14 protein-coding genes and 1 pseudogene are annotated in these 18,015 nt (G+C 45.8%); 4 read left to right on the forward strand and 11 right to left on the reverse strand.

Annotated features, from left to right (window positions below; translation table 11 throughout):
- Positions 1 to 151: 151 nt before the first annotated feature.
- From purL to dapA, 3 genes are all read right to left on the reverse strand, one after another.
- Complete coding sequence (purL, locus tag ABY044_RS05235; protein WP_373018885.1) at positions 152 to 4,021, reverse strand: phosphoribosylformylglycinamidine synthase; 3,870 nt, start codon at positions 4,019 to 4,021, stop codon at positions 152 to 154.
- 64 nt (positions 4,022 to 4,085) lie between these two features.
- Entirely contained in the window at positions 4,086 to 5,201 is a 1,116-nt protein-coding gene (gene bamC / locus ABY044_RS05240; RefSeq protein ID WP_373018887.1) for an outer membrane protein assembly factor BamC, read from the reverse strand.
- Between the two features lie 38 nt (positions 5,202 to 5,239).
- Positions 5,240 to 6,115 (reverse strand): 4-hydroxy-tetrahydrodipicolinate synthase, encoded by an 876-nt coding sequence (gene dapA, locus ABY044_RS05245; RefSeq protein WP_373018889.1) that lies wholly within the window; start codon positions 6,113 to 6,115, stop codon positions 5,240 to 5,242.
- Between the two features lie 203 nt (positions 6,116 to 6,318).
- Between dapA and ABY044_RS05250 the strand changes: the two genes are divergently transcribed.
- Both ABY044_RS05250 and ABY044_RS05255 read left to right on the forward strand, forming a co-directional pair.
- On the forward strand, positions 6,319 to 6,786 hold the full coding sequence (locus ABY044_RS05250) for a peroxiredoxin (protein WP_373018891.1): 468 nt from the start codon (positions 6,319 to 6,321) through the stop codon (positions 6,784 to 6,786).
- A 44-nt stretch (positions 6,787 to 6,830) separates the two neighbouring features.
- Complete coding sequence (locus ABY044_RS05255) at positions 6,831 to 8,243, forward strand: PhoH family protein (protein WP_373018893.1); 1,413 nt, start codon at positions 6,831 to 6,833, stop codon at positions 8,241 to 8,243.
- 94 nt (positions 8,244 to 8,337) lie between these two features.
- On the opposite strand, the gene ABY044_RS05260 is transcribed toward ABY044_RS05255, so the two are convergent.
- The 6 genes from ABY044_RS05260 to ABY044_RS05285 all read right to left on the reverse strand — a co-directional run bounded on the left by ABY044_RS05260 (position 8,338) and on the right by ABY044_RS05285 (position 14,796).
- Positions 8,338 to 9,288: a LysR family transcriptional regulator gene (locus ABY044_RS05260; RefSeq protein WP_373018895.1), complete on the reverse strand. Its 951-nt coding sequence runs from the start codon at positions 9,286 to 9,288 to the stop codon at positions 8,338 to 8,340.
- A 155-nt stretch (positions 9,289 to 9,443) separates the two neighbouring features.
- A complete protein-coding gene (locus ABY044_RS05265; RefSeq protein WP_373018897.1) occupies positions 9,444 to 10,265 on the reverse strand; it encodes an ion channel in 822 nt (273 codons plus the stop codon).
- Between the two features lie 35 nt (positions 10,266 to 10,300).
- Positions 10,301 to 11,563: a UbiH/UbiF/VisC/COQ6 family ubiquinone biosynthesis hydroxylase gene (locus ABY044_RS05270; RefSeq protein ID WP_373018899.1), complete on the reverse strand. Its 1,263-nt coding sequence runs from the start codon at positions 11,561 to 11,563 to the stop codon at positions 10,301 to 10,303.
- Positions 11,563 to 12,759 (reverse strand): FAD-dependent monooxygenase, encoded by a 1,197-nt coding sequence (locus ABY044_RS05275; protein ID WP_373018901.1) that lies wholly within the window; start codon positions 12,757 to 12,759, stop codon positions 11,563 to 11,565. Before ABY044_RS05275 ends, ABY044_RS05270 begins: the two co-directional genes overlap by 1 nt.
- A 40-nt stretch (positions 12,760 to 12,799) precedes the next feature.
- Entirely contained in the window at positions 12,800 to 14,185 is a 1,386-nt protein-coding gene (pepP, locus tag ABY044_RS05280; protein WP_373018903.1) for a Xaa-Pro aminopeptidase, read from the reverse strand.
- Between the two features lie 20 nt (positions 14,186 to 14,205).
- Positions 14,206 to 14,796 carry a UPF0149 family protein gene (locus ABY044_RS05285; protein WP_373018905.1) on the reverse strand — a complete coding sequence of 197 codons (591 nt, stop codon included), beginning with the start codon at positions 14,794 to 14,796 and terminating at the stop codon, positions 14,206 to 14,208.
- A 116-nt stretch (positions 14,797 to 14,912) separates the two neighbouring features.
- Here ABY044_RS05285 and ABY044_RS05290 point away from each other — a divergent pair, with 116 nt between their 5' ends.
- Together ABY044_RS05290 and ABY044_RS05295 are read left to right on the forward strand one after the other, a co-directional pair.
- Positions 14,913 to 15,176 carry a cell division protein ZapA gene (locus ABY044_RS05290; protein ID WP_373018907.1) on the forward strand — a complete coding sequence of 88 codons (264 nt, stop codon included), beginning with the start codon at positions 14,913 to 14,915 and terminating at the stop codon, positions 15,174 to 15,176.
- A 335-nt stretch (positions 15,177 to 15,511) separates the two neighbouring features.
- Positions 15,512 to 16,105, forward strand: coding sequence for a 5-formyltetrahydrofolate cyclo-ligase (locus ABY044_RS05295; protein WP_373018909.1), 594 nt, complete (start codon positions 15,512 to 15,514; stop codon positions 16,103 to 16,105).
- Between the two features lie 125 nt (positions 16,106 to 16,230).
- On the opposite strand, the gene ABY044_RS05300 is transcribed toward ABY044_RS05295, so the two are convergent.
- Both ABY044_RS05300 and ABY044_RS05305 read right to left on the reverse strand, forming a co-directional pair.
- Complete coding sequence (locus ABY044_RS05300) at positions 16,231 to 17,760, reverse strand: N-acetylmuramoyl-L-alanine amidase (RefSeq protein WP_373018911.1); 1,530 nt, start codon at positions 17,758 to 17,760, stop codon at positions 16,231 to 16,233.
- A gap of 64 nt (positions 17,761 to 17,824) precedes the next feature.
- Positions 17,825 to 18,015: pseudogene (locus ABY044_RS05305) on the reverse strand (tRNA (adenosine(37)-N6)-threonylcarbamoyltransferase complex ATPase subunit type 1 TsaE); the annotation flags it as partial.

An 18,015-nucleotide genomic window follows, 5' to 3' on the forward strand; every position in this document is an offset into this window, starting at 1 on the left:
TCAATTTCGTATTATTTATGTTGAGCATAAATAAAGTCCGACAAATTTAAAGAATAAAGCTTACAAAGTCAAATAAAGTAAAGTTATTAGCCAATAAATTTTATTAGCAGTACTTCTACTTACTCTTGAACTTTAAAAACCCGGGGGTAAATTATCCAACCCATTTTCTAGCGTTTCTAAACATACGCATCCATGGTGCATCCTCAAGCCATTCATCAGGATGCCAAGAATTTTGTACGGTTCTAAACGCTCTTTCCGGATGAGGCATCATGATAGTGACACGACCATCCGTCGTTGTTAAGCCGGTCATACCGCCAACCGTTCCATTTGGATTGAACGGATAAGCTTCCGTTGGATTTCCATTAGAATCCACGTAACGCACACCAACTAAACCTTCAACATCAGAAGCCGATCCGGAACCGAAGTCCATACGCCCTTCACCATGTGCAACCGGAACCGGAATGCGCGTTCCTTCCATCCCCTGCAACAAAACTGACGGTGAAGACTGGATTTCTACCAATGAAAAACGCGCTTCAAACTGTTCTGATTTGTTACGTACGAATTTCGGCCAAGTCTCGGCGCCCGGAATGATTTCTTTCAAATTCGATAACATCTGACAGCCGTTACAAACACCTAATGTAAACGTATCTTCACGCTGGAAGAATTGAGCGAATTCTTCACGGGCAGTATCGTTGAAAAGAATCGAATTAGCCCAACCTCGGCCAGCTCCAAGAACATCCCCATAAGAGAAGCCACCACAGGCTACCAATCCTTTAAACTCTTCAAACTTGACCTCACCCGAAAGCACGTCGGACATATGCACGTCGATCGCGTCAAAACCGGCACGGGTAAATGCGGCCGCCATTTCTTGCTGACCATTTACACCCTGTTCACGCAAAATCGCTACTTTTGGACGAGGTTTACCGGCAAATTCAGCCGTAACATCATCATTAATATCAAATGTAAGATTGACCGAAAGCTCTGTATTGGCGTCATTAACAATCGCGTCAAAAGCTTGTTGAGCACAGTCTTCGTTATCGCGCAAAGCTTGCATTCGATAACTGGTCTCAGACCACCAAGACTGTAAAGTCTTACGCGATTTAAGCAGCATCGTTTTGCCGTGCGCGGCGATTTTGATTTGATCGTCATTTGACGTCGAACCGATCCAGTGAGACATTTGAGTCAAACCGTTATCGGCTAGAATAGCCATAACACGATCTTTATCCGCCGCTTTAACCTGCATAACCACACCGACTTCTTCAGCGCATAATGCGGCTACGGCTTCCGAACCTAAAGCGGAAACATCAACGTCCAAACCGCAATGTCCGGCAAACGCCATCTCCAGCAACGTCACCAACAGACCACCGTCTGCACGATCGTGATAAGCCAACATCAAACCGTCAGCCAGCATGGCTTGCGTCGCATTGAATAAGTTCAACAGGTCTTCAGCATTGTCCAAATCCGCAGACACATCCCCGACTTGATTATAAACCTGAGCCAAACAGCTGGCACCAATACGGTTCTGGCCTTTACCAAGATCAACGACCAATAGTTCGGTATCGCCTAAATCCGTTCTTAATTGTGGTGTAACCGTTTTACGAACGTCTTCAACCGGCGCAAAAGTCGTAATATTCAACGACACCGGAGAAATCACGGCTTTATTCTCATCACCGTCATTCCAAACGGTTTTCATCGACATCGAATCCTTACCGACCGGTACTGCGATCCCCAACTCAGGACACAATTCCAAACCAACCGCTTCTACAGCATCGTACAAGGCCGAATCTTCACCCGGGTGACCGGCAGCTGCCATCCAGTTAGCCGAAATTTTGATGTCACTCATCTTAGAAATTTTCGCGCACGCTATATTCGTGATCGCTTCAGCAATTGATAAACGAGCGGATGCTTTTGGATTAATCAAAGCAACAGGCGGACGCTCACCGGAAGCCATCGCTTCACCGGTATAACCTTTATAATCCGAACAGGTCACACCGGCATTAGCCACCGGCACCTGCCAAGGACCAACCATCTGATCCCTAGTAACCATACCGGTGATGCTACGGTCGCCGATCGTGATTAAGAAAGACTTATCCGCAATCGTCGGCAGCTTCAACAAGCGTTCGGTCACTTCTTCAAAATCCAACACAGCCGTTTCGAAACCAGGCTGTGGCACCAATCTCGATTCAACGCTACGATGCATCTTAGGCGGCTTGCCCAAAAGTACGTTCAACGGCATATCGACCGGATTGTTATCAAAGACCGTGTCGTTAACCACCAACTTTTGTTCTTTAGTCGCTTCCCCGACAATCGCATACGGACAACGCTCACGCTTACACAAAGCTTCAAACTGTTCGATCTGATCAGGGTAAATCGCAATTACGTAACGTTCTTGCGACTCGTTACACCAAATTTCCATCGGAGACATGCCCGGTTCGTCATTCGGTACTTTTCTTAAATCAAAAATTGCACCTTTACCGGCGTCGTTGACCAGTTCAGGAAAGGCATTCGACAAACCGCCGGCACCCACATCGTGAATCGAAGCGATTGGAGATTTTTCACCTAAATAAGTACAACGATCGATCACTTCCTGCGCACGTCGTTCCATTTCAGGGTTTTCACGTTGCACAGAAGCAAAATCCAAGTTTTCCGCACCCGCGCCGCTATCGACCGAAGAAGCGGCGCCACCGCCCAAACCGATCAACATAGCGGGTCCGCCCAAGACCACTAACTTGGCACCGACAGGAATGTCATTTTTTTGAATATGTTCTTGACGAATACTTCCTAAACCACCGGCCAACATAATCGGCTTATGGTAACCGCGCACCTCTTCGCCGTCGCGAGTCATCAAACTGTTTTCATACGTACGGAAATAACCATTGATCGCCGGACGGCCGAATTCATTGTTAAAGCCGGCCGCACCCAACGGGCCTTCAATCATAATTTCAAGAGGTGTAACGATACGTTCCGGCTTTCCATACTTGCGCTCCCAAGGTTGTTCAAACCCCGGAATATTCAGGTTGGAAACGGTAAAGCCCGTCAAACCCGACTTTGGTTTAGAGCCGCGACCGGTGGCCCCTTCGTCGCGGATTTCACCACCGGAACCGGTTGCCGCACCCGGCCAAGGAGAGATCGCGGTTGGGTGGTTATGAGTTTCGACCTTGATTTGAAAATGCACCGGCTCTTCATTGAAGCCATACTGACGACTCTCCGGATCCGGGAAGAAACGCGTAGCCTGATAACCTTCAACCACCGCCGCGTTATCACTGTAAGCGGACAGTACTCCGCCGGGATTTTTCTGGTAAGTATTGCGGATCATACCGAATAAAGAATTCGGCTTATCTTCACCGTCAATCGTCCAATCGGCATTAAAAATTTTATGTCGGCAATGCTCGGAGTTTGCTTGTGCAAACATCATTAACTCGGCATCCACAGGGTTACGACCTAGCGTCGTAAAAGCGTCGACCAGATAATTAATTTCATCTTCACTTAACGCCAACCCCATTTCGGCATTCGCCTGAACCAATGCTTCGCGACCACCAGAAATCACATCAACCGTTCGCATCGGTCTCGGTGCTTGATGCGAAAATAAGTTTTCCAGCTCTTCAATTGAATGAGAAACCTGCTCCATCATTCTGTCGTGAAGCAATGCTTCCATCGCCGACTTATCTTGATCTGCAACGCCTTCAAGGAAATAAACGATTCCGCGTTCGATACGGTGGATGCTTTGAATTCCACAAGTATGGGTAATGTCCGTCGCTTTGGATGACCAAGGAGAAATCGTTCCCAAGCGCGGTGTAACAATACAACTACCGGAAACAATAGCCGAATCCAAATTCTCTTCCGTTTCGTTCAACAACACCTTCAAGTGCGACACTTCCGTCGGAGACATCGCTCCGTCCGTATCCACAAAATAAATATACTGTGAACGAACCGATTTAATCGCACCGACTCCCTGAAGTTTGTTTAATAGCTGATTCAAACGGTAATCAGAGTGCGCAGGATTTCCCCAAACAATTTGCATATCTTTTGTCCTTCCAAAAAAACAAAAACCCCCGATCATCGAGGGTCTAATAATCAAAATCTTTTTACTGCCCCAGCAAGCCTAAACGTTCAAACAAATATTTACGTTTTTCTTCATTCAACGGCGTATCGTTTTCTAAGGCTTTTGCTTTTAGCACGGAGACATCCGGATTTTTCTCATCGGCTTCCAACTGCAATAAAATCACTTCCGGCAATTTCATCTTGCCTTTATCGTCTTTCCAAAAAGCGAGTTTCGATAAGAAACCGTCATCCTTTCTTGCCGAATCAGGAACCTTCACCCACATCTGATGCGTTTCCGGACGCGATCGATCTACCTGCCAGTCGGCTCTATATACCATCGCCTGCAAATATCCCCAACTTTGGGCAAGGTTAGCATGCAGAACCAAACTTTCCAGTTCCTGCTGACCATTAAACTCTTCCGTCATTTTGCCCGTCACTTTCAGCTGAGCCAAAGCCACATCCGAAGTCGAACCGAAGAAAATCATAGCGCGGTAAAGAGCTTCCGCTTCCATTAAAGGATTGTAAGGCTTGATTCTCCAACGCTCTTCGCCATTGATTTCGGCATTCGTATCAGGAGAATAAACCATATGGTGGTTGAAATAAATTCGAGTCTTCTGCTCAGTCTTATCGGTTTCAAGACGCGCGACAAATCGATCATAAATCCCTTCAGCCAATTCCGGACGCCAACTGTTCAACAGTCTAGTCAACGGACTCATGTCGTCCAACGGAACCAACTCGGTGCGCTTAACAAAATCGGTCTCGATAACACCGATATCTTTACGCTCTGACTTGACCTGCATCCCCATGGTTTCGAAAAAACGCTTCAAGCTGTCCCATACATGATCGCTATTCGCTGTATCGACTTCCAACCAACGCTCGGACAGGTTGGATTTCACCGATACACCTGCCGCTTTATAAGTAGGAATAAAGTCGTTCTGCTGCTGAGTATTTGCTTCTTGGAAAACCACATCCAGCGGATCTTTCTTCTTGGACGGATTAAAAAGATTTGGCGGCACTTCTAGATCTTGAGCCAATCGGGTGTTGGTTTCCCTGTAATCCGGTTCATCGGAACCAACCCAGCTGGAAACAGTCGAACAACCGCTCAACCCCGTTAGAGAAAACATTAACAATACAGGAACAAATTTAGTTGGTGCGCTCATTCTTCGGACTTTACTCTTGATTAAAATATTTAGCTGTCTTAAATGACACCCGCTTGTTGCATTGCCGCTTTTACGACTGGCTGACATTTTTCCGAAAGCACCGTTAGTGGCAAACGTATGGCTTTACCGCACAATCCCATTTCAGCAACAGCCCATTTAACCGGAATCGGATTCGATTCAACGAACAAATCTCGATGCAATGAAACCAAACAAGCATCCAAACGCTTAGCCTCTTCTGCATCGCCTCGTAAGGCGGCCATATAAACGTCATGAACTTGCTTTGGAGCCACATTAGCCGTTACGGAAATCCCGCCGTGACCGCCCGCTAAAATAAAATCGACGGCAGAGGCATCGTCACCAGTATACAGATCAAAGTCTTCTGAAACACCCGCTTTTATCTGAGCGACTCTTGAAAGATCACCGGTCGCTTCTTTTACGCCGATAATGTTTTTGATCTGAGCTAGACGAATAATGGTTTCCGGCAACAGGTCGCAAGCGGTACGTCCTGGCACATTGTATAGAATCTGAGGAATATCGACGCTTTCAGCCACTTTTTTATAGTGCAGGTAAAGACCTTCTTGAGTAGGCTTATTGTAATATGGCGTTACCAACAAACAGGCATCTGCACCTGCTTCTTTTGCACACTGAGTCAATTCGATTGCCTCAGTGGTAGAGTTAGCACCCGTACCGGCAATAACCGGAACACGTTTATTGACCTTATCGACAACAAACTTAACCACTTCACAATGCTCATGCATATCCAAAGTCGCCGACTCGCCTGTCGTGCCTACTGCAACAATGGCATCGGTTCCTGATGCAATATGAAATTCCACCAATTTCTCAAGTGAGTCATAATCAATCGACTCATCATCCAACATAGGTGTGACTAACGCCACCATACTGCCTCTAAACACGGCGAAATTCTCCAATAGATTAACGCTAACTCAAAAAAGGGTAATCTTACCCTTTCCCCCTTAACACTTCAACTTAAATTCGGCCTTCTAATCGCGACTTAAAACCCTACAAAATCCCAATTTTATAAATCTGATTTTATTTATTGAAACCCACATTAAAACGGGTCATACTTGATCAAAATACACTACTCAAGAGGTAAAGAATGAATATGACCATTGGGCAAGAAATCCCCTCTTTTTCACTTCCCGCCACGTCCGAACGCACGATTACTCAAGAAGACTTTCTGGACCGCTACACAGTCCTCTACTTTTACCCCAAAGACAGCACACCAGGCTGCACCACAGAAGGTAACGACTTCTCAAACCTCATCAATGAATTCAAAGCACTCAATTGCCAAATCTTCGGCGTCTCCATGGATTCAATGAAACGCCACGATAACTTCAAAAACAAACAAAACTTTGCATTCGATCTAATTTCGGACCCTGACGCCGAACTCTGCAAGATTTTCGACACCTACCAACTAAAAAAGAATTTTGGCAAAGAATACATGGGAATCGTACGCAGCACTTTCCTTATCGACCCTCAAGGCAAACTGGCGGCCGAATGGAGACAAGTAAAAGTAAAAGATCATGCACAAAACGTTTTAAACAAACTTAAAGAATTTAATTGACGATTATGTAAGCAGCACCATTAAAACCAACAGGAAGCCTTCTTATGACAAATGAGCACAAACGATTATTTATATTAGATACCAACGTCTTAATGCATGATCCAATGGCCATGTTTAATTTTGAAGAACACGACATCTTCATCTCCATGACGGTACTGGAAGAACTGGATGCTGCCAAGAAAGGGATTTCCGAGGTCTCACGAAATGCACGTGAAACCAACCGCCTGATCGATGAAATTATAAGCAATGCAAGCTTTGAAGAAATCAAGCAAGGATTACCGCTAGAAAGAATTCACCCGCATTCTGACAAAGAAGGCTTACACCTCGGAAAACTGTACTTCGAAACCGAACCATTACTGGCCGAACTTCCTATTTCTCTGCCTAGCCATAAGGCCGACAATCATATCCTGCAAACCGGCCTGGCCCTAAAGGCCAACTACCCTGAACGCAATGTCACGCTGGTCACAAAAGACATTAACATGCGCATCAAATCTTCTGCGGTGGGCCTCCACTCTGAAGATTATTACAATGACCGCGTACTTGAAGATGTGGACTTACTCTATACCGGCTGGGAGACCTTACCGGAAAACTTCTTCGAAGAACACGGCAAGCACATGAAATCATGGCAGGATGGCAGCCGAACTTTTTACGAACTGGAAGTCGACGACAACTGCACATGGCATGCAAACCAATGCCTAATCAGTGAAAACGACGCCGGATTTAAAGCCATCGTGAGATCCGTCACCAACAACAAAGCCACATTGGAGTACATGCAGGATTACGGCAAAGGATCGCACGGCATTTGGGGCATTCATGCTCGTAACGAAGAACAAAATATGGCTTTGAACTTTCTAATGGACCCCGAGATCGATTTCGTCTCGCTACTGGGTATCGCCGGAACGGGGAAAACCCTACTGGCTTTAGCCGCCGCACTCGAACAAACATTGGATCTTAATATCTACAACGAAATCATCATGACTCGCGCCACCATCCCTATCGGTGAAGACATCGGTTTTCTACCGGGAACGGAAGAAGAAAAAATGACTCCGTGGATGGGCGCCCTGATGGACAACCTGGAAGTCTTAACCAACTCGGACGGAGCCAACTCGACGGAATGGGAGAAAGAAAGTACGCAACAACTACTGAGTAAACGCATCAAAATCAAATCCATGAACTTCATGCGTGGACGCACCTTCCAAAACAAGTTTATTATTTTGGATGAAGCTCAGAACTTAACCTCCAAGCAGATGAAAACATTGATTACACGTGCGGGAACGGGAACCAAAATCGTCTGTATCGGTAATATAGGGCAGATCGATTCGCCTTACCTTTCCGAAACGACAAGCGGTTTAACCTATGTGGTCGACCGCTTCAAAAACTGGGATCACGGGGCGCACATCACGTTACAGCAAGGCGAACGTTCAAGACTGGCGCTATTTGCTTCGGATACGCTTTAAAAGCCAAATCCCAAAATCAAAAAAGGCCGTCTATAACGGCCTTTTTTATTCGATTCACTACTGAAATCCATCAAATTAACGGCTTGCAAGCCAATTATTTTTGACGTTCCTTCAGTACTTCTTCTGGCAAAGCAAATCCTTGCTCTAACGCCTTATCCCGGCAATAGTTAATCGCGAAATCCAGCAATTCGCCCACTGCACGATGGCGAAACTTGTGTTTTTGACGAACGTGCGAAAATGGACGGACAATCGGCGGATCCAAAGGAATCGCTTTTAAAGTACCTAAACGCAACTCTTTCGAGATTGTAGTGCGTGAAACAATCGCCACACCCACATCAGACTCAACGGCCATTTTAACGGCTTCGGGACTACCCAACTCCATTACCACATTCAAATCGCTGTAGCTTAAGCCCTGCTCGCGAATATAAGTATCGATAACCGAACGCGAACCGGACCCCTCTTCACGCGAGATATAACCATACTTTCTAAAATCTTCGATCGAGACCTTATCTCGCTTCGCCAATGGATGATCCAACGGACAAATCAATTGCATTTCATCCAATCGACAAACATCGACCTCAAGGTTCTTGTTGTGCACTGGTGCCTCAACCAACCCCAAATCGATCATATTGTTTTCGACCATAGAAACGATGGCATCGGTATTACCAACCTGAAGGCGAATATTAACGTCTTCGAATTGCTTCTTAAACGCCCCCAGTAGACTCGGCAGCATGTATTCCGCGATGGTCGTACTTGCTCCGATCACTAAGCTCCCGGTTACTTCACCAGTCAGTTCGCGAACTTCGCTATTCATTTTTTCATAATGTTCGAGAATCTGATCCGCATAGTCGTATACGACCTTTCCGGCATCTGTCAAAGTGATCTTGTTATGCGTACGATCGAAAAGACGCGTATTAAAGAAATCTTCTAGCTGTTTTACCTGAAATGTAACCGCCGGCTGCGTCATATGTAGCGTTTCGGCCGCTTTGGTAAAACTCATTACTTTCGCAACAGTATGGAATACTTGGAGACGTCTATCTGCCATCCGAAATTTCCTTTATGGTCTATAATAAAATTTATTGAACACCACTGAATATAGGGCTTTAGAACTTAAAAGTCAAACTTATTGATATACACATAAATTTTATATCTCAATTGAGTTCAACTCGTCAAACAAGTAAGCAATCATAACAACTTGTATTACTTTGATTTTGTTTCGTCCAGCGTACTTTTCAGCTCTCTAATTTCTTTTGTCATGTGCTTAATAATAACTTCGACATGCTGCTGATTTTCAATCGTCTGCTTCTCCAGACGCTCTTCCATTAAACGCACATAATTAAGAATTTCTTTTTCCTGCTTTCTCTGCCCGGAACCGATCAAAAATGCGGAGATATTGGCCGTAACCAACGAAAACAACACCACGCCAAACAAGATCAAAAATGTTCCAAAAATCCTGCCGTTTTCGGTTTGCGGCACCACATCGCCATAACCGACGGTCGTCACCGTGACAATTGCATACCAAATACCGTCGATAATATTACGATCTTCTATATAAGCGAACAAGCCACCCGCCGCGACGATCATAAAAGCCGAACCGATCAAAATCTGACCAAGCCGATGGCGTTTTAGAATCGTCATCGCATCATTATAAAAATGGACAAAAAATCTCAAAAACAAGAGTAGTCTTAACGAACGCATGATAACAGCCCAGTCGCCGTGCCATCCAATCCAAGGGAACGCCAGAATAACAATCAGCGTATTCAACCAGTTCTGCCGTAAATAACGCCAACGATCGGTCACATTGTATAAATTCACCGCCATTTCCGCTGCGAACACCAACCAAATCAAGGTCGATAACCACGATGTATCGACATCGGATCCTGAATAAAACATCAATACCTGGATAAACACCGCAAACAGGGCTAAAAGGACCAATACCTCAAATTGATCACCAATCCTTTTAGCCCTGGCGTTTTCACGATAGTTGACACCAGCAATTCCTAATATTGACTTATAATCCATTTTTGCCATCCAACCGATACATCAATTCAACCACCCTACTTCGCCAGCTTAGGCAGCGCTTCACGACCATTTAAAGCTTGTCCCATCAACCAGTTTTTAACCGGAGTAAGCTGATTAGCCAGCGGCAAAATTCCTTGACGGAACACACCCTTTAGAGAAGCGTCCTGCCTGAACAACCAATCAAAGCCTTCCATGGAACGCTGAACAATCGCATTATCCCCTCGACGCCAACGTTCGTATCGGCGTAGCACCGAGAACTGCCCCAAAGCCTTATTTTCCCGACGAGCTTCCACCAGCACTTCAATCAATGCCGCCGCATCCAACAAGCCCAAATTCACACCCTGACCCGCTTGCGGATGAATCGTATGTGCCGCATCACCGATCAAAGCCAAATTCGGCTTCACATAATGCTGTGCATGACGACGGATTAACGGGAAAGCGGCACGTTCAGCAACCTCTATAACACGCCCAAGCTTCCAGTCCGAAGCCTCGGCGATTCGTTCGGCGAACTCTTTATCGGGTAACGACAATGCCCATTGCATTTTCTCGACAGGCAAATACCATGCGATTGAGCTGACGTTATTACCCATTGCCAGATAAGCGAACGGGCCGTCTTTTAAATAACGCTGCCAACATGTATCCTGATGATTTAATTCTGTTTTCACACACCCTACGACAGCACACTGTTCGTACTCGTGGGTATCCAAACCGATGTGCGCCATTTGACGAATCTGAGACTGAGCGCCGTCCGCACCGACCAATAATTGCGTTTGAATCTTACCGTAGCCTTCCAAATACAAACAAGCCTGTTCACTTTCAAATGCCAATGCTTCCAACTTGACGTCCAAAAGCACTTTAACCTGTTCACAATCGGTAATCTGCTCCCACAATGCCGCCTGTACCACACTGTTCTCAACCGTATAACCCAAATTAGGTTCACCCATATCCGCAGCGGAAAAATGCACTTCACCAGATGTGATTTCATCCCATACATGCATGGCGACAAACGGATGATAACGACGGCGTTCTATCCCCTGCCACGCGCCGAGATTCCTTAAAATATTCTCGGACGCACGAGTCAAAGCGCTAACCCGTGTTTGATATGGCTGCTGCGAATCCCACTCGGTATCCACGGCATCGCGCTCTAACAACAAAACTTTGAAACCTTGCTGCCCCATACCCAATGCCATGGCTGCACCGACCATGCCGCCGCCGACAACCACAAGGTCCCACACCGTTTCTACCGCCTGTTGAGGCATCACGTGGTTGAGGGAGGTCTGCTCAATATATTGACTCATTAACGTCGACCTCCCATCGCAAATTTAGCAAAACGTTTACGCAAGCCAGGCATCGCCTGCATCGCCATCAACCCAATTCCTCGAAGATGACCGACCAATGGCGAACCGTGCTGGAACACTTGAATCAAGCTGTCCGTCAATCCCATCACACTCTCGTGATCCGACTTTCGTTTGGCTGCATAAGCCGACAGATAATCCGGATTACCTAGATCGTCACCGGACTCGATTCCGTTCAAAAACACCTCTATATCACGAATCCCCAAATTCAACCCCTGTGCGGCGACCGGATGCTGAGTATGTGAAGCATTCCCCATCAATACCGCACGTCCCGAATTCATCTGCTCGACATACGTCTCGTTCAGAGGATAAGCAACACGCTTACTGACTTGCGTATAAGCCCCTAAACGCTCGCCCATCTTTTCGGCAAACAATGCCATAAACGCCTCATCATCCAAAGCCATCACTTGGTCGACTTCCTCTTCGGGACAAACCAATACAGCTTTATGGAAATGATCCTGCATCGGTAACAAAGCAACCGGTCCCTGTTCGGTGAATCGTTCGTAAGACCAGCCATGCGGATGTTGCTCGGTTTGAATTTGGGCGATCACACCATAGGCGTGATAATCTTTTTTCTGTAAAGGCAATCCTAAAACTTTTCTGACCTGCGAATTCGTACCATCGGCACCAACCAACAGCGAGGTTTGTACTTCGACTTCCCCCATCAAAGCGTCTTCAACGATTGAATGAACCCATTCGCCTTTTTCGGTAAAGTCGAGTAATTTAGCGGGACACAACACTTCAATATTACCCAGTTGTTTCACATGCTGCCAAAGCACCTTGCCCAAGTCGCTAGATTGAATACTGTAACCCAGTGCAGTCACGCCAACTTCCTGCGCATCCAAAGTGGTCACACCCAAATACCCTTTTTGAGAAACATGAACATGATGGATTTCGGTGACATACGAACGGACGTCCTCCCACAACTGTAACTGCTCCAAAACCAGTTTAGAACCATGAGACAGAGCCAACACACGACCATCAAAAGAACTTTGTGAAGATTCGACCGGATCGTTCATGGCGATGCTTTCGGCCAATATAACCGAGCGCCCTTTCAATGCAAGACCGATTGCCAACATCAATCCTACCGGACCGCCTCCGCAAATAAATGCGTCACCTTGTTTTATCGTTTTTTCCATGAATGTTTTTATCGCCTTAATCGTTCTATCCAGCGTTAGACTATTTCAGATTGGGGTTATGTTCGGACATCCACTGTTCGATTGCTTCAACGGTTCTAGGCAAGCCCTTCGTTAGTACCTCACAACCGGATTCGGTCACCAAAACATCATCTTCGATACGAATTCCGATTCCCTTCCAGCATTCGTCGATTTCATCCATTCCGGGATCTATGTACAACCCGGGTTCAACGGTCACCACCATACCCGGTTCAAATTCCCGCCAACAGCCATTCACTTTATAACTACCGACATCATGGACATCCATCCCCAGCCAGTGCCCCGTGCCATGCATAAAGAAAGCGCGATAAGCTTCGTCCTTAATCAATTCGGAAACATCGCCGTTCAGCAATCCAATCTCCACCAATCCGGCCGTCAGAATCTCAATCACCTGTTGATGAGGTTCGTTATACCCAACACCCGGCTTAATCGTCTCGATCGCAGCCTGCTGAGCCTTATAAACCAGCTCATATAATTTTTTCTGCTCTTCGGTAAAACGTCCACTGACCGGAAACGTGGTGGTAATGTCTCCGGCGTAACCTCTAAATTCGGCCCCGGCATCCACCAACACCAATTGGTGCTCGCCCATTTGATCGCTGTTTTCCGTATAGTGCAAAATACAAGCGTTATCCCCACTGGCAACGATTGAATTAAACGCGACTTTTTGCGAGCCTTGCTGCATAAAGGCCGCTTCCAAATCGGCCTGCACTTGAAACTCGTACTTACCGGCGGCGACACTGCTCATGGCCGCCAAATGCCCGGCCACCGATATACGTGCCGCTTCTCGCATCAAATCGATTTCAGCATTAGATTTAATCAAACGCATCTCATGAATGATTGCATCCAGATCACACAATTGAGTCGGAGCAGAAACGCCTTTACGAACTTTTGATTTAAGCGTTGCCATCCACTGTTCGACCGGCTCCATCCAAGTAGACAACTGCCCAAAACTGAAATAAAGATGCTGAATATTTTCCAGAGATTCAGCAACCTGTTCATCCATCTCTTCAATCGCCCAAGCTTGATCGATTTTCAGAATGGCGGGTGCCAACTCAACACCAAGACGTCGACCCTGCCAGGTTTCCTGTTCAGGATCCCGGGGACGAAGAAAAACAATGCTCTGATTGTGGGACGTTTTCAACAGCAACAACACCGAATCCGGTTCGGAAAATCCAGTTAAATAGAAAAAATCGCTTTCGGGACGGAACGGAAATTCCACATCCCGGTTACGAATCTGCTCATGGCCTGATGCCACAAGCACGGCACTATTCTCGGGAAGTTTCTCAAATAGAGCATGTCGATGCGCTTTCGCCATAGCTATCATTCGATCGGCCGGCTGTATGAGCGAATGCCCGTTAGAAGCGCTTTGAATTGAATCGTTTTGTAACATAGGTGCTAACTCAAGAGAAATTAATGAACCGTGTCTGACATATCTGAATCATCCGGCATAATCGGCGGAGCCTGAGTCGGATTCAACTCTTCATTGATCGTTAAAATACCGATGCGCACAAACTCGATCAACTCCATCAAGTCATTTTCCTCGGCGTCTCCAAGCTCTTTGGCTTCGGCCAGACCGTCAACGTCAATTCGTGCGATATCTCCGAAATCGCCGATTAACTCTCGCACTTCTTTGGAAATTTTTTCCTCGGATTCCTGCAAGCGACCAATCAATCCCAGACCATAAAGTACGCCTTCGCACAATTCTCCCAGCATAGACGCCCGATAAACCAAATCCTGTTCGTCATCCGGAATACAAAGTTCCAACTCAAACCCGGATCCGTTTAATCCGTTTTCGGTTGTCATATATAAATCATGCAAGGTTTTCAAAAAAGACTCTTTAACGGATTTAATCTGAGCTTCTTCAAGCAACTTACGAATCCATACCGTCTCTTCAATATCATTATCGCCACAAATCAGCCCTATCAGCATTCCCTGTACAAAGGATGGAGACTCTAATTCGGGATAAGGTGAGAGGGCTTCTTTTATTTGATCAAAATCCATTACCAACCTACTCTTGTTAATCTCAAAATATTGATGAATAATACCATACTTAAAGGCAGAACATACTCACTGAGGGTGTCTGTAAACCCCAAAAAACTCTTTAAGGAGCCTTGGCCGTGTTAACCATCACACTCATGAATCACACATTTGAAATTCCTTGCGATCCAGAGGAAAAAGAGCGCTTGATCGAAGCGGCTACCTTAATCGAAGACCGTTTGGAACAGGTTCCCGGTTTGAAGGGTGAAAGCAAGATACTCATGGTGGCGCTAAACTTAGCCTACGAACACCTTCAAATGAAAGATGAAACCGTCCAATACACCTTACATCTGGAAGACCAAATGGACACGGTCATGAATCAACTGGCCACCGAATCGACTTAATCGCATAACCAGACGATCAACGCTTCAACCTTTATCACTTTCGCTTATAAATACGCATCAAATAAATCATTAAAGATTCGTGATAATTCTTATTCAGAGTCTGGTCACGGCAGTGTTATAATGAACCCACGGCACGGAGTTGTTGGGCATAAACCCCCTTCCGATAATTACAATATTGGGGTCAGAAACTTTGAGTGGTGAGCATCTCGTTAGCCTAGCTAACCCGAGAAGCCTAAACTCTTTGTGGAGGCTGCCACCTGAACTCTTCGGTTCAGGGATTTTAGTCCAATGATTTCGTGTCTTTTCCATCCAATAAATCAATCGTTGTTCAGCCAATGACAAACACTTGCAGCTCTACCCTAAGAAAGACTCTGCGACAAAAGCGTCAGGCACTCACACCACAACAACAAAACCAACACGCCCTAGCGGCACGCGACCATTTACTTAAATCTTCTTTGCTAAAGAATTCACGTAAAATTGCACTCTTCTTGAGTCAAGACGGTGAACTGGGGACAGATGCCTTAATTCAATCCCTATGGCAACACGAAGAATTTGAAGTATACCTACCCGCTTTAGAAACCCTGCCGGATTGGCATATGGGGTTTTCACGCTATCATTCAGACACGCTACTGATACCTAACCAGTTTAAAATTCCCGAACCGGACATTCCTCTCGGACAGCATTTACCGGGCACTGAAATGGATTTGGTCATCATGCCATTGGTCGGATTCGACGTAGAAGGGAATCGCATGGGAATGGGCGGCGGCTATTATGATCGTACATTTGAATTTAAATTATCCAATAAAGCACTTCGCCCTAAATTAGTCGGCTGGGCGCACAGTTGCCAGCAAGTCGAACAGCTTAATGCCGAACCGTGGGATGTTCCTCTCGATGCCATTGTTACCGAAAAAGGCATCATTGAATTTTAGACGACTGAAATTCAATATCAGATAACGATTCAACTTAAGAGCATTAAGAAAATTTAAGCGTTTACGGGAAATGGATTATGCGAAATGCCGATCCCGAATAGATCGGCACAAGGATATAGAGTGTTTTACAGACCGGCAACAACCTGATCAGATAACGGAATTTTCACCTGTCTGCCGACATAAAGCTGATTCGCGTTTTTAATTCCGTTCAACTTCTTCAATGCCTTGGTGGAAACCTGATAGTTACTGGCAATTTCCGACAAAGTGTCACCCGGCTGCACCTTGTAATGAACGTATAGGGTTTCACCCCAATGAGGCTTCTGCGAGTTACCGTCAACAAATTTCTGCAACCCGCGAACAATTGAGCTCGCCATTTTAGTCTGAAAGGCTGAACTCATTAATTTACGTGCTTCACTCGGGTTCGAGATAAACGCCGTTTCGACTAACAGCGAAGGCATATCGATCGACTTAAGCACAGCGAATTCCGCCGACTGCAAATTAGGTTTATGCATGTGTACCGACTTCTGCATCTCTCTCAACACGCTTCGACCCAGCTTGCGGCTGGCACGTATATTCGCTTCGCGGGTCAAATCACTCAATGCAAACGCCACATCACTGTCACGCCCTTTTAGTTTGATATCCTGCAAAGAAGCATTCTCGCTTTTCGCCAACAAACGTGCCATCACACTACTCGCACCGCCGTTTGACAATACGTAAACGGAACCGCCCTGTACCGAACGGTCATGGAATGCGTCGGCATGCACGGAAATGAAAATATCGGCATGATGCTGTTTAGCAATCTTTACTCTTTCGTGTAACGGAATAAAAACATCGCGGTCGCGAGTCAACACAGCACGCATGCCTGGCTGCTGATCAATCAAACGCTTAAGTTCACGCGACATTTGTAAGGTCGCATCCTTTTCATAAATACGATTATGACCGACTGCACCGACATCCTTTCCACCATGGCCTGGATCGATTGCCACTACCAACGTATCACCCTTTACCAAAATCGAGCTGTCTTTATTCAATAAAGACTGTGTCGCCTGATTCTGCTTTACTTCGCGAGCGACATTATTCTTAACGGTTGAATCAAGCACCACCAAAGGCTTCGCTGGTGATTGAGAAATGAGTGGTTTGACTTTCTCGTGTTTGTCCGCCAACAAAGAAGTCTTAGCCTTTACATCCCTATCGGCACTCTTAACAGGTTGAACAGAAGAAGGCTGTGTTTTAGCAACTTTCTCATTCGGCTGAACAAGATCAATCACCAAACGCTCGGCACCCTCTTTATTTTTGCCAAGGGTAAAAAAGTTGTAATCGTAATTTTTGTGCAAATCCAACACAATACGCAGTGACTTAGGTGCATCAGAGACGCGCACACGATATAAACGCGAATCTTTATAATATTTGTTTTTGAAATCAAGCTTGTTTGCAGTCTTATAGAAATCAACAACTACACGAGAAGGGTTATTCAGCTTATACACTTTAAAATCATGGTTTTGCTTGATATCAAACACAACACGAGTTTTATCCGACTTTTGCCCGACGCGCATTTTATCCAATTCTGCACCCGCATACACCAAAGATGCATTGAACAGAAGCAGCGCTGCCAAACTCGCGGTTATAAATGTTTTGGTAAAGCTGAGTGATTTCATAAACTTATCTCTATTAAAAGTTTAATTTACCAATCTTATAACAAACAGCGTGCCAACTTTAGCGTCAAGATCCCGACACTTTCTCCAAAAGAGCCCGTCCATTCTCGCTTAAAGCCTGCATTTCAAGCTGTCTGCCCTGCCGTTGATGCTTTAGGGTAATTTCGAAATCCGCTGGCGGCAAAATTCCACCGCCTTTTTGCGGCCACTCCACCAAAGCGACGTAAGATTTTGATAATAAATCCCTAATTGCTAAAT

The organism is Thiomicrorhabdus sp., from assembly GCF_041583835.1.
Lineage (GTDB): Bacteria > Pseudomonadota > Gammaproteobacteria > Thiomicrospirales > Thiomicrospiraceae > Thiomicrorhabdus.

Coding starts and splice junctions, on each gene's coding strand:
- ABY044_RS05255 (WP_373018893.1), top strand. CDS start 6,831: ATGACAAATGAGCACAAACGATTATTTATATTAGATACCAACGTCTTA.
- purL (WP_373018885.1), bottom strand. CDS start 4,021: ATGCAAATTGTTTGGGGAAATCCTGCGCACTCTGATTACCGTTTGAAT.
- ABY044_RS05260 (WP_373018895.1), bottom strand. CDS start 9,288: ATGGCAGATAGACGTCTCCAAGTATTCCATACTGTTGCGAAAGTAATG.
- bamC (WP_373018887.1), bottom strand. CDS start 5,201: ATGAGCGCACCAACTAAATTTGTTCCTGTATTGTTAATGTTTTCTCTA.
- ABY044_RS05265 (WP_373018897.1), bottom strand. CDS start 10,265: ATGGATTATAAGTCAATATTAGGAATTGCTGGTGTCAACTATCGTGAA.
- ABY044_RS05285 (WP_373018905.1), bottom strand. CDS start 14,796: ATGGATTTTGATCAAATAAAAGAAGCCCTCTCACCTTATCCCGAATTA.
- ABY044_RS05270 (WP_373018899.1), bottom strand. CDS start 11,563: ATGAGTCAATATATTGAGCAGACCTCCCTCAACCACGTGATGCCTCAA.
- ABY044_RS05295 (WP_373018909.1), top strand. CDS start 15,512: ATGACAAACACTTGCAGCTCTACCCTAAGAAAGACTCTGCGACAAAAG.
- pepP (WP_373018903.1), bottom strand. CDS start 14,185: ATGTTACAAAACGATTCAATTCAAAGCGCTTCTAACGGGCATTCGCTC.
- ABY044_RS05250 (WP_373018891.1), top strand. CDS start 6,319: ATGAATATGACCATTGGGCAAGAAATCCCCTCTTTTTCACTTCCCGCC.
- ABY044_RS05300 (WP_373018911.1), bottom strand. CDS start 17,760: ATGAAATCACTCAGCTTTACCAAAACATTTATAACCGCGAGTTTGGCA.
- ABY044_RS05275 (WP_373018901.1), bottom strand. CDS start 12,759: ATGGAAAAAACGATAAAACAAGGTGACGCATTTATTTGCGGAGGCGGT.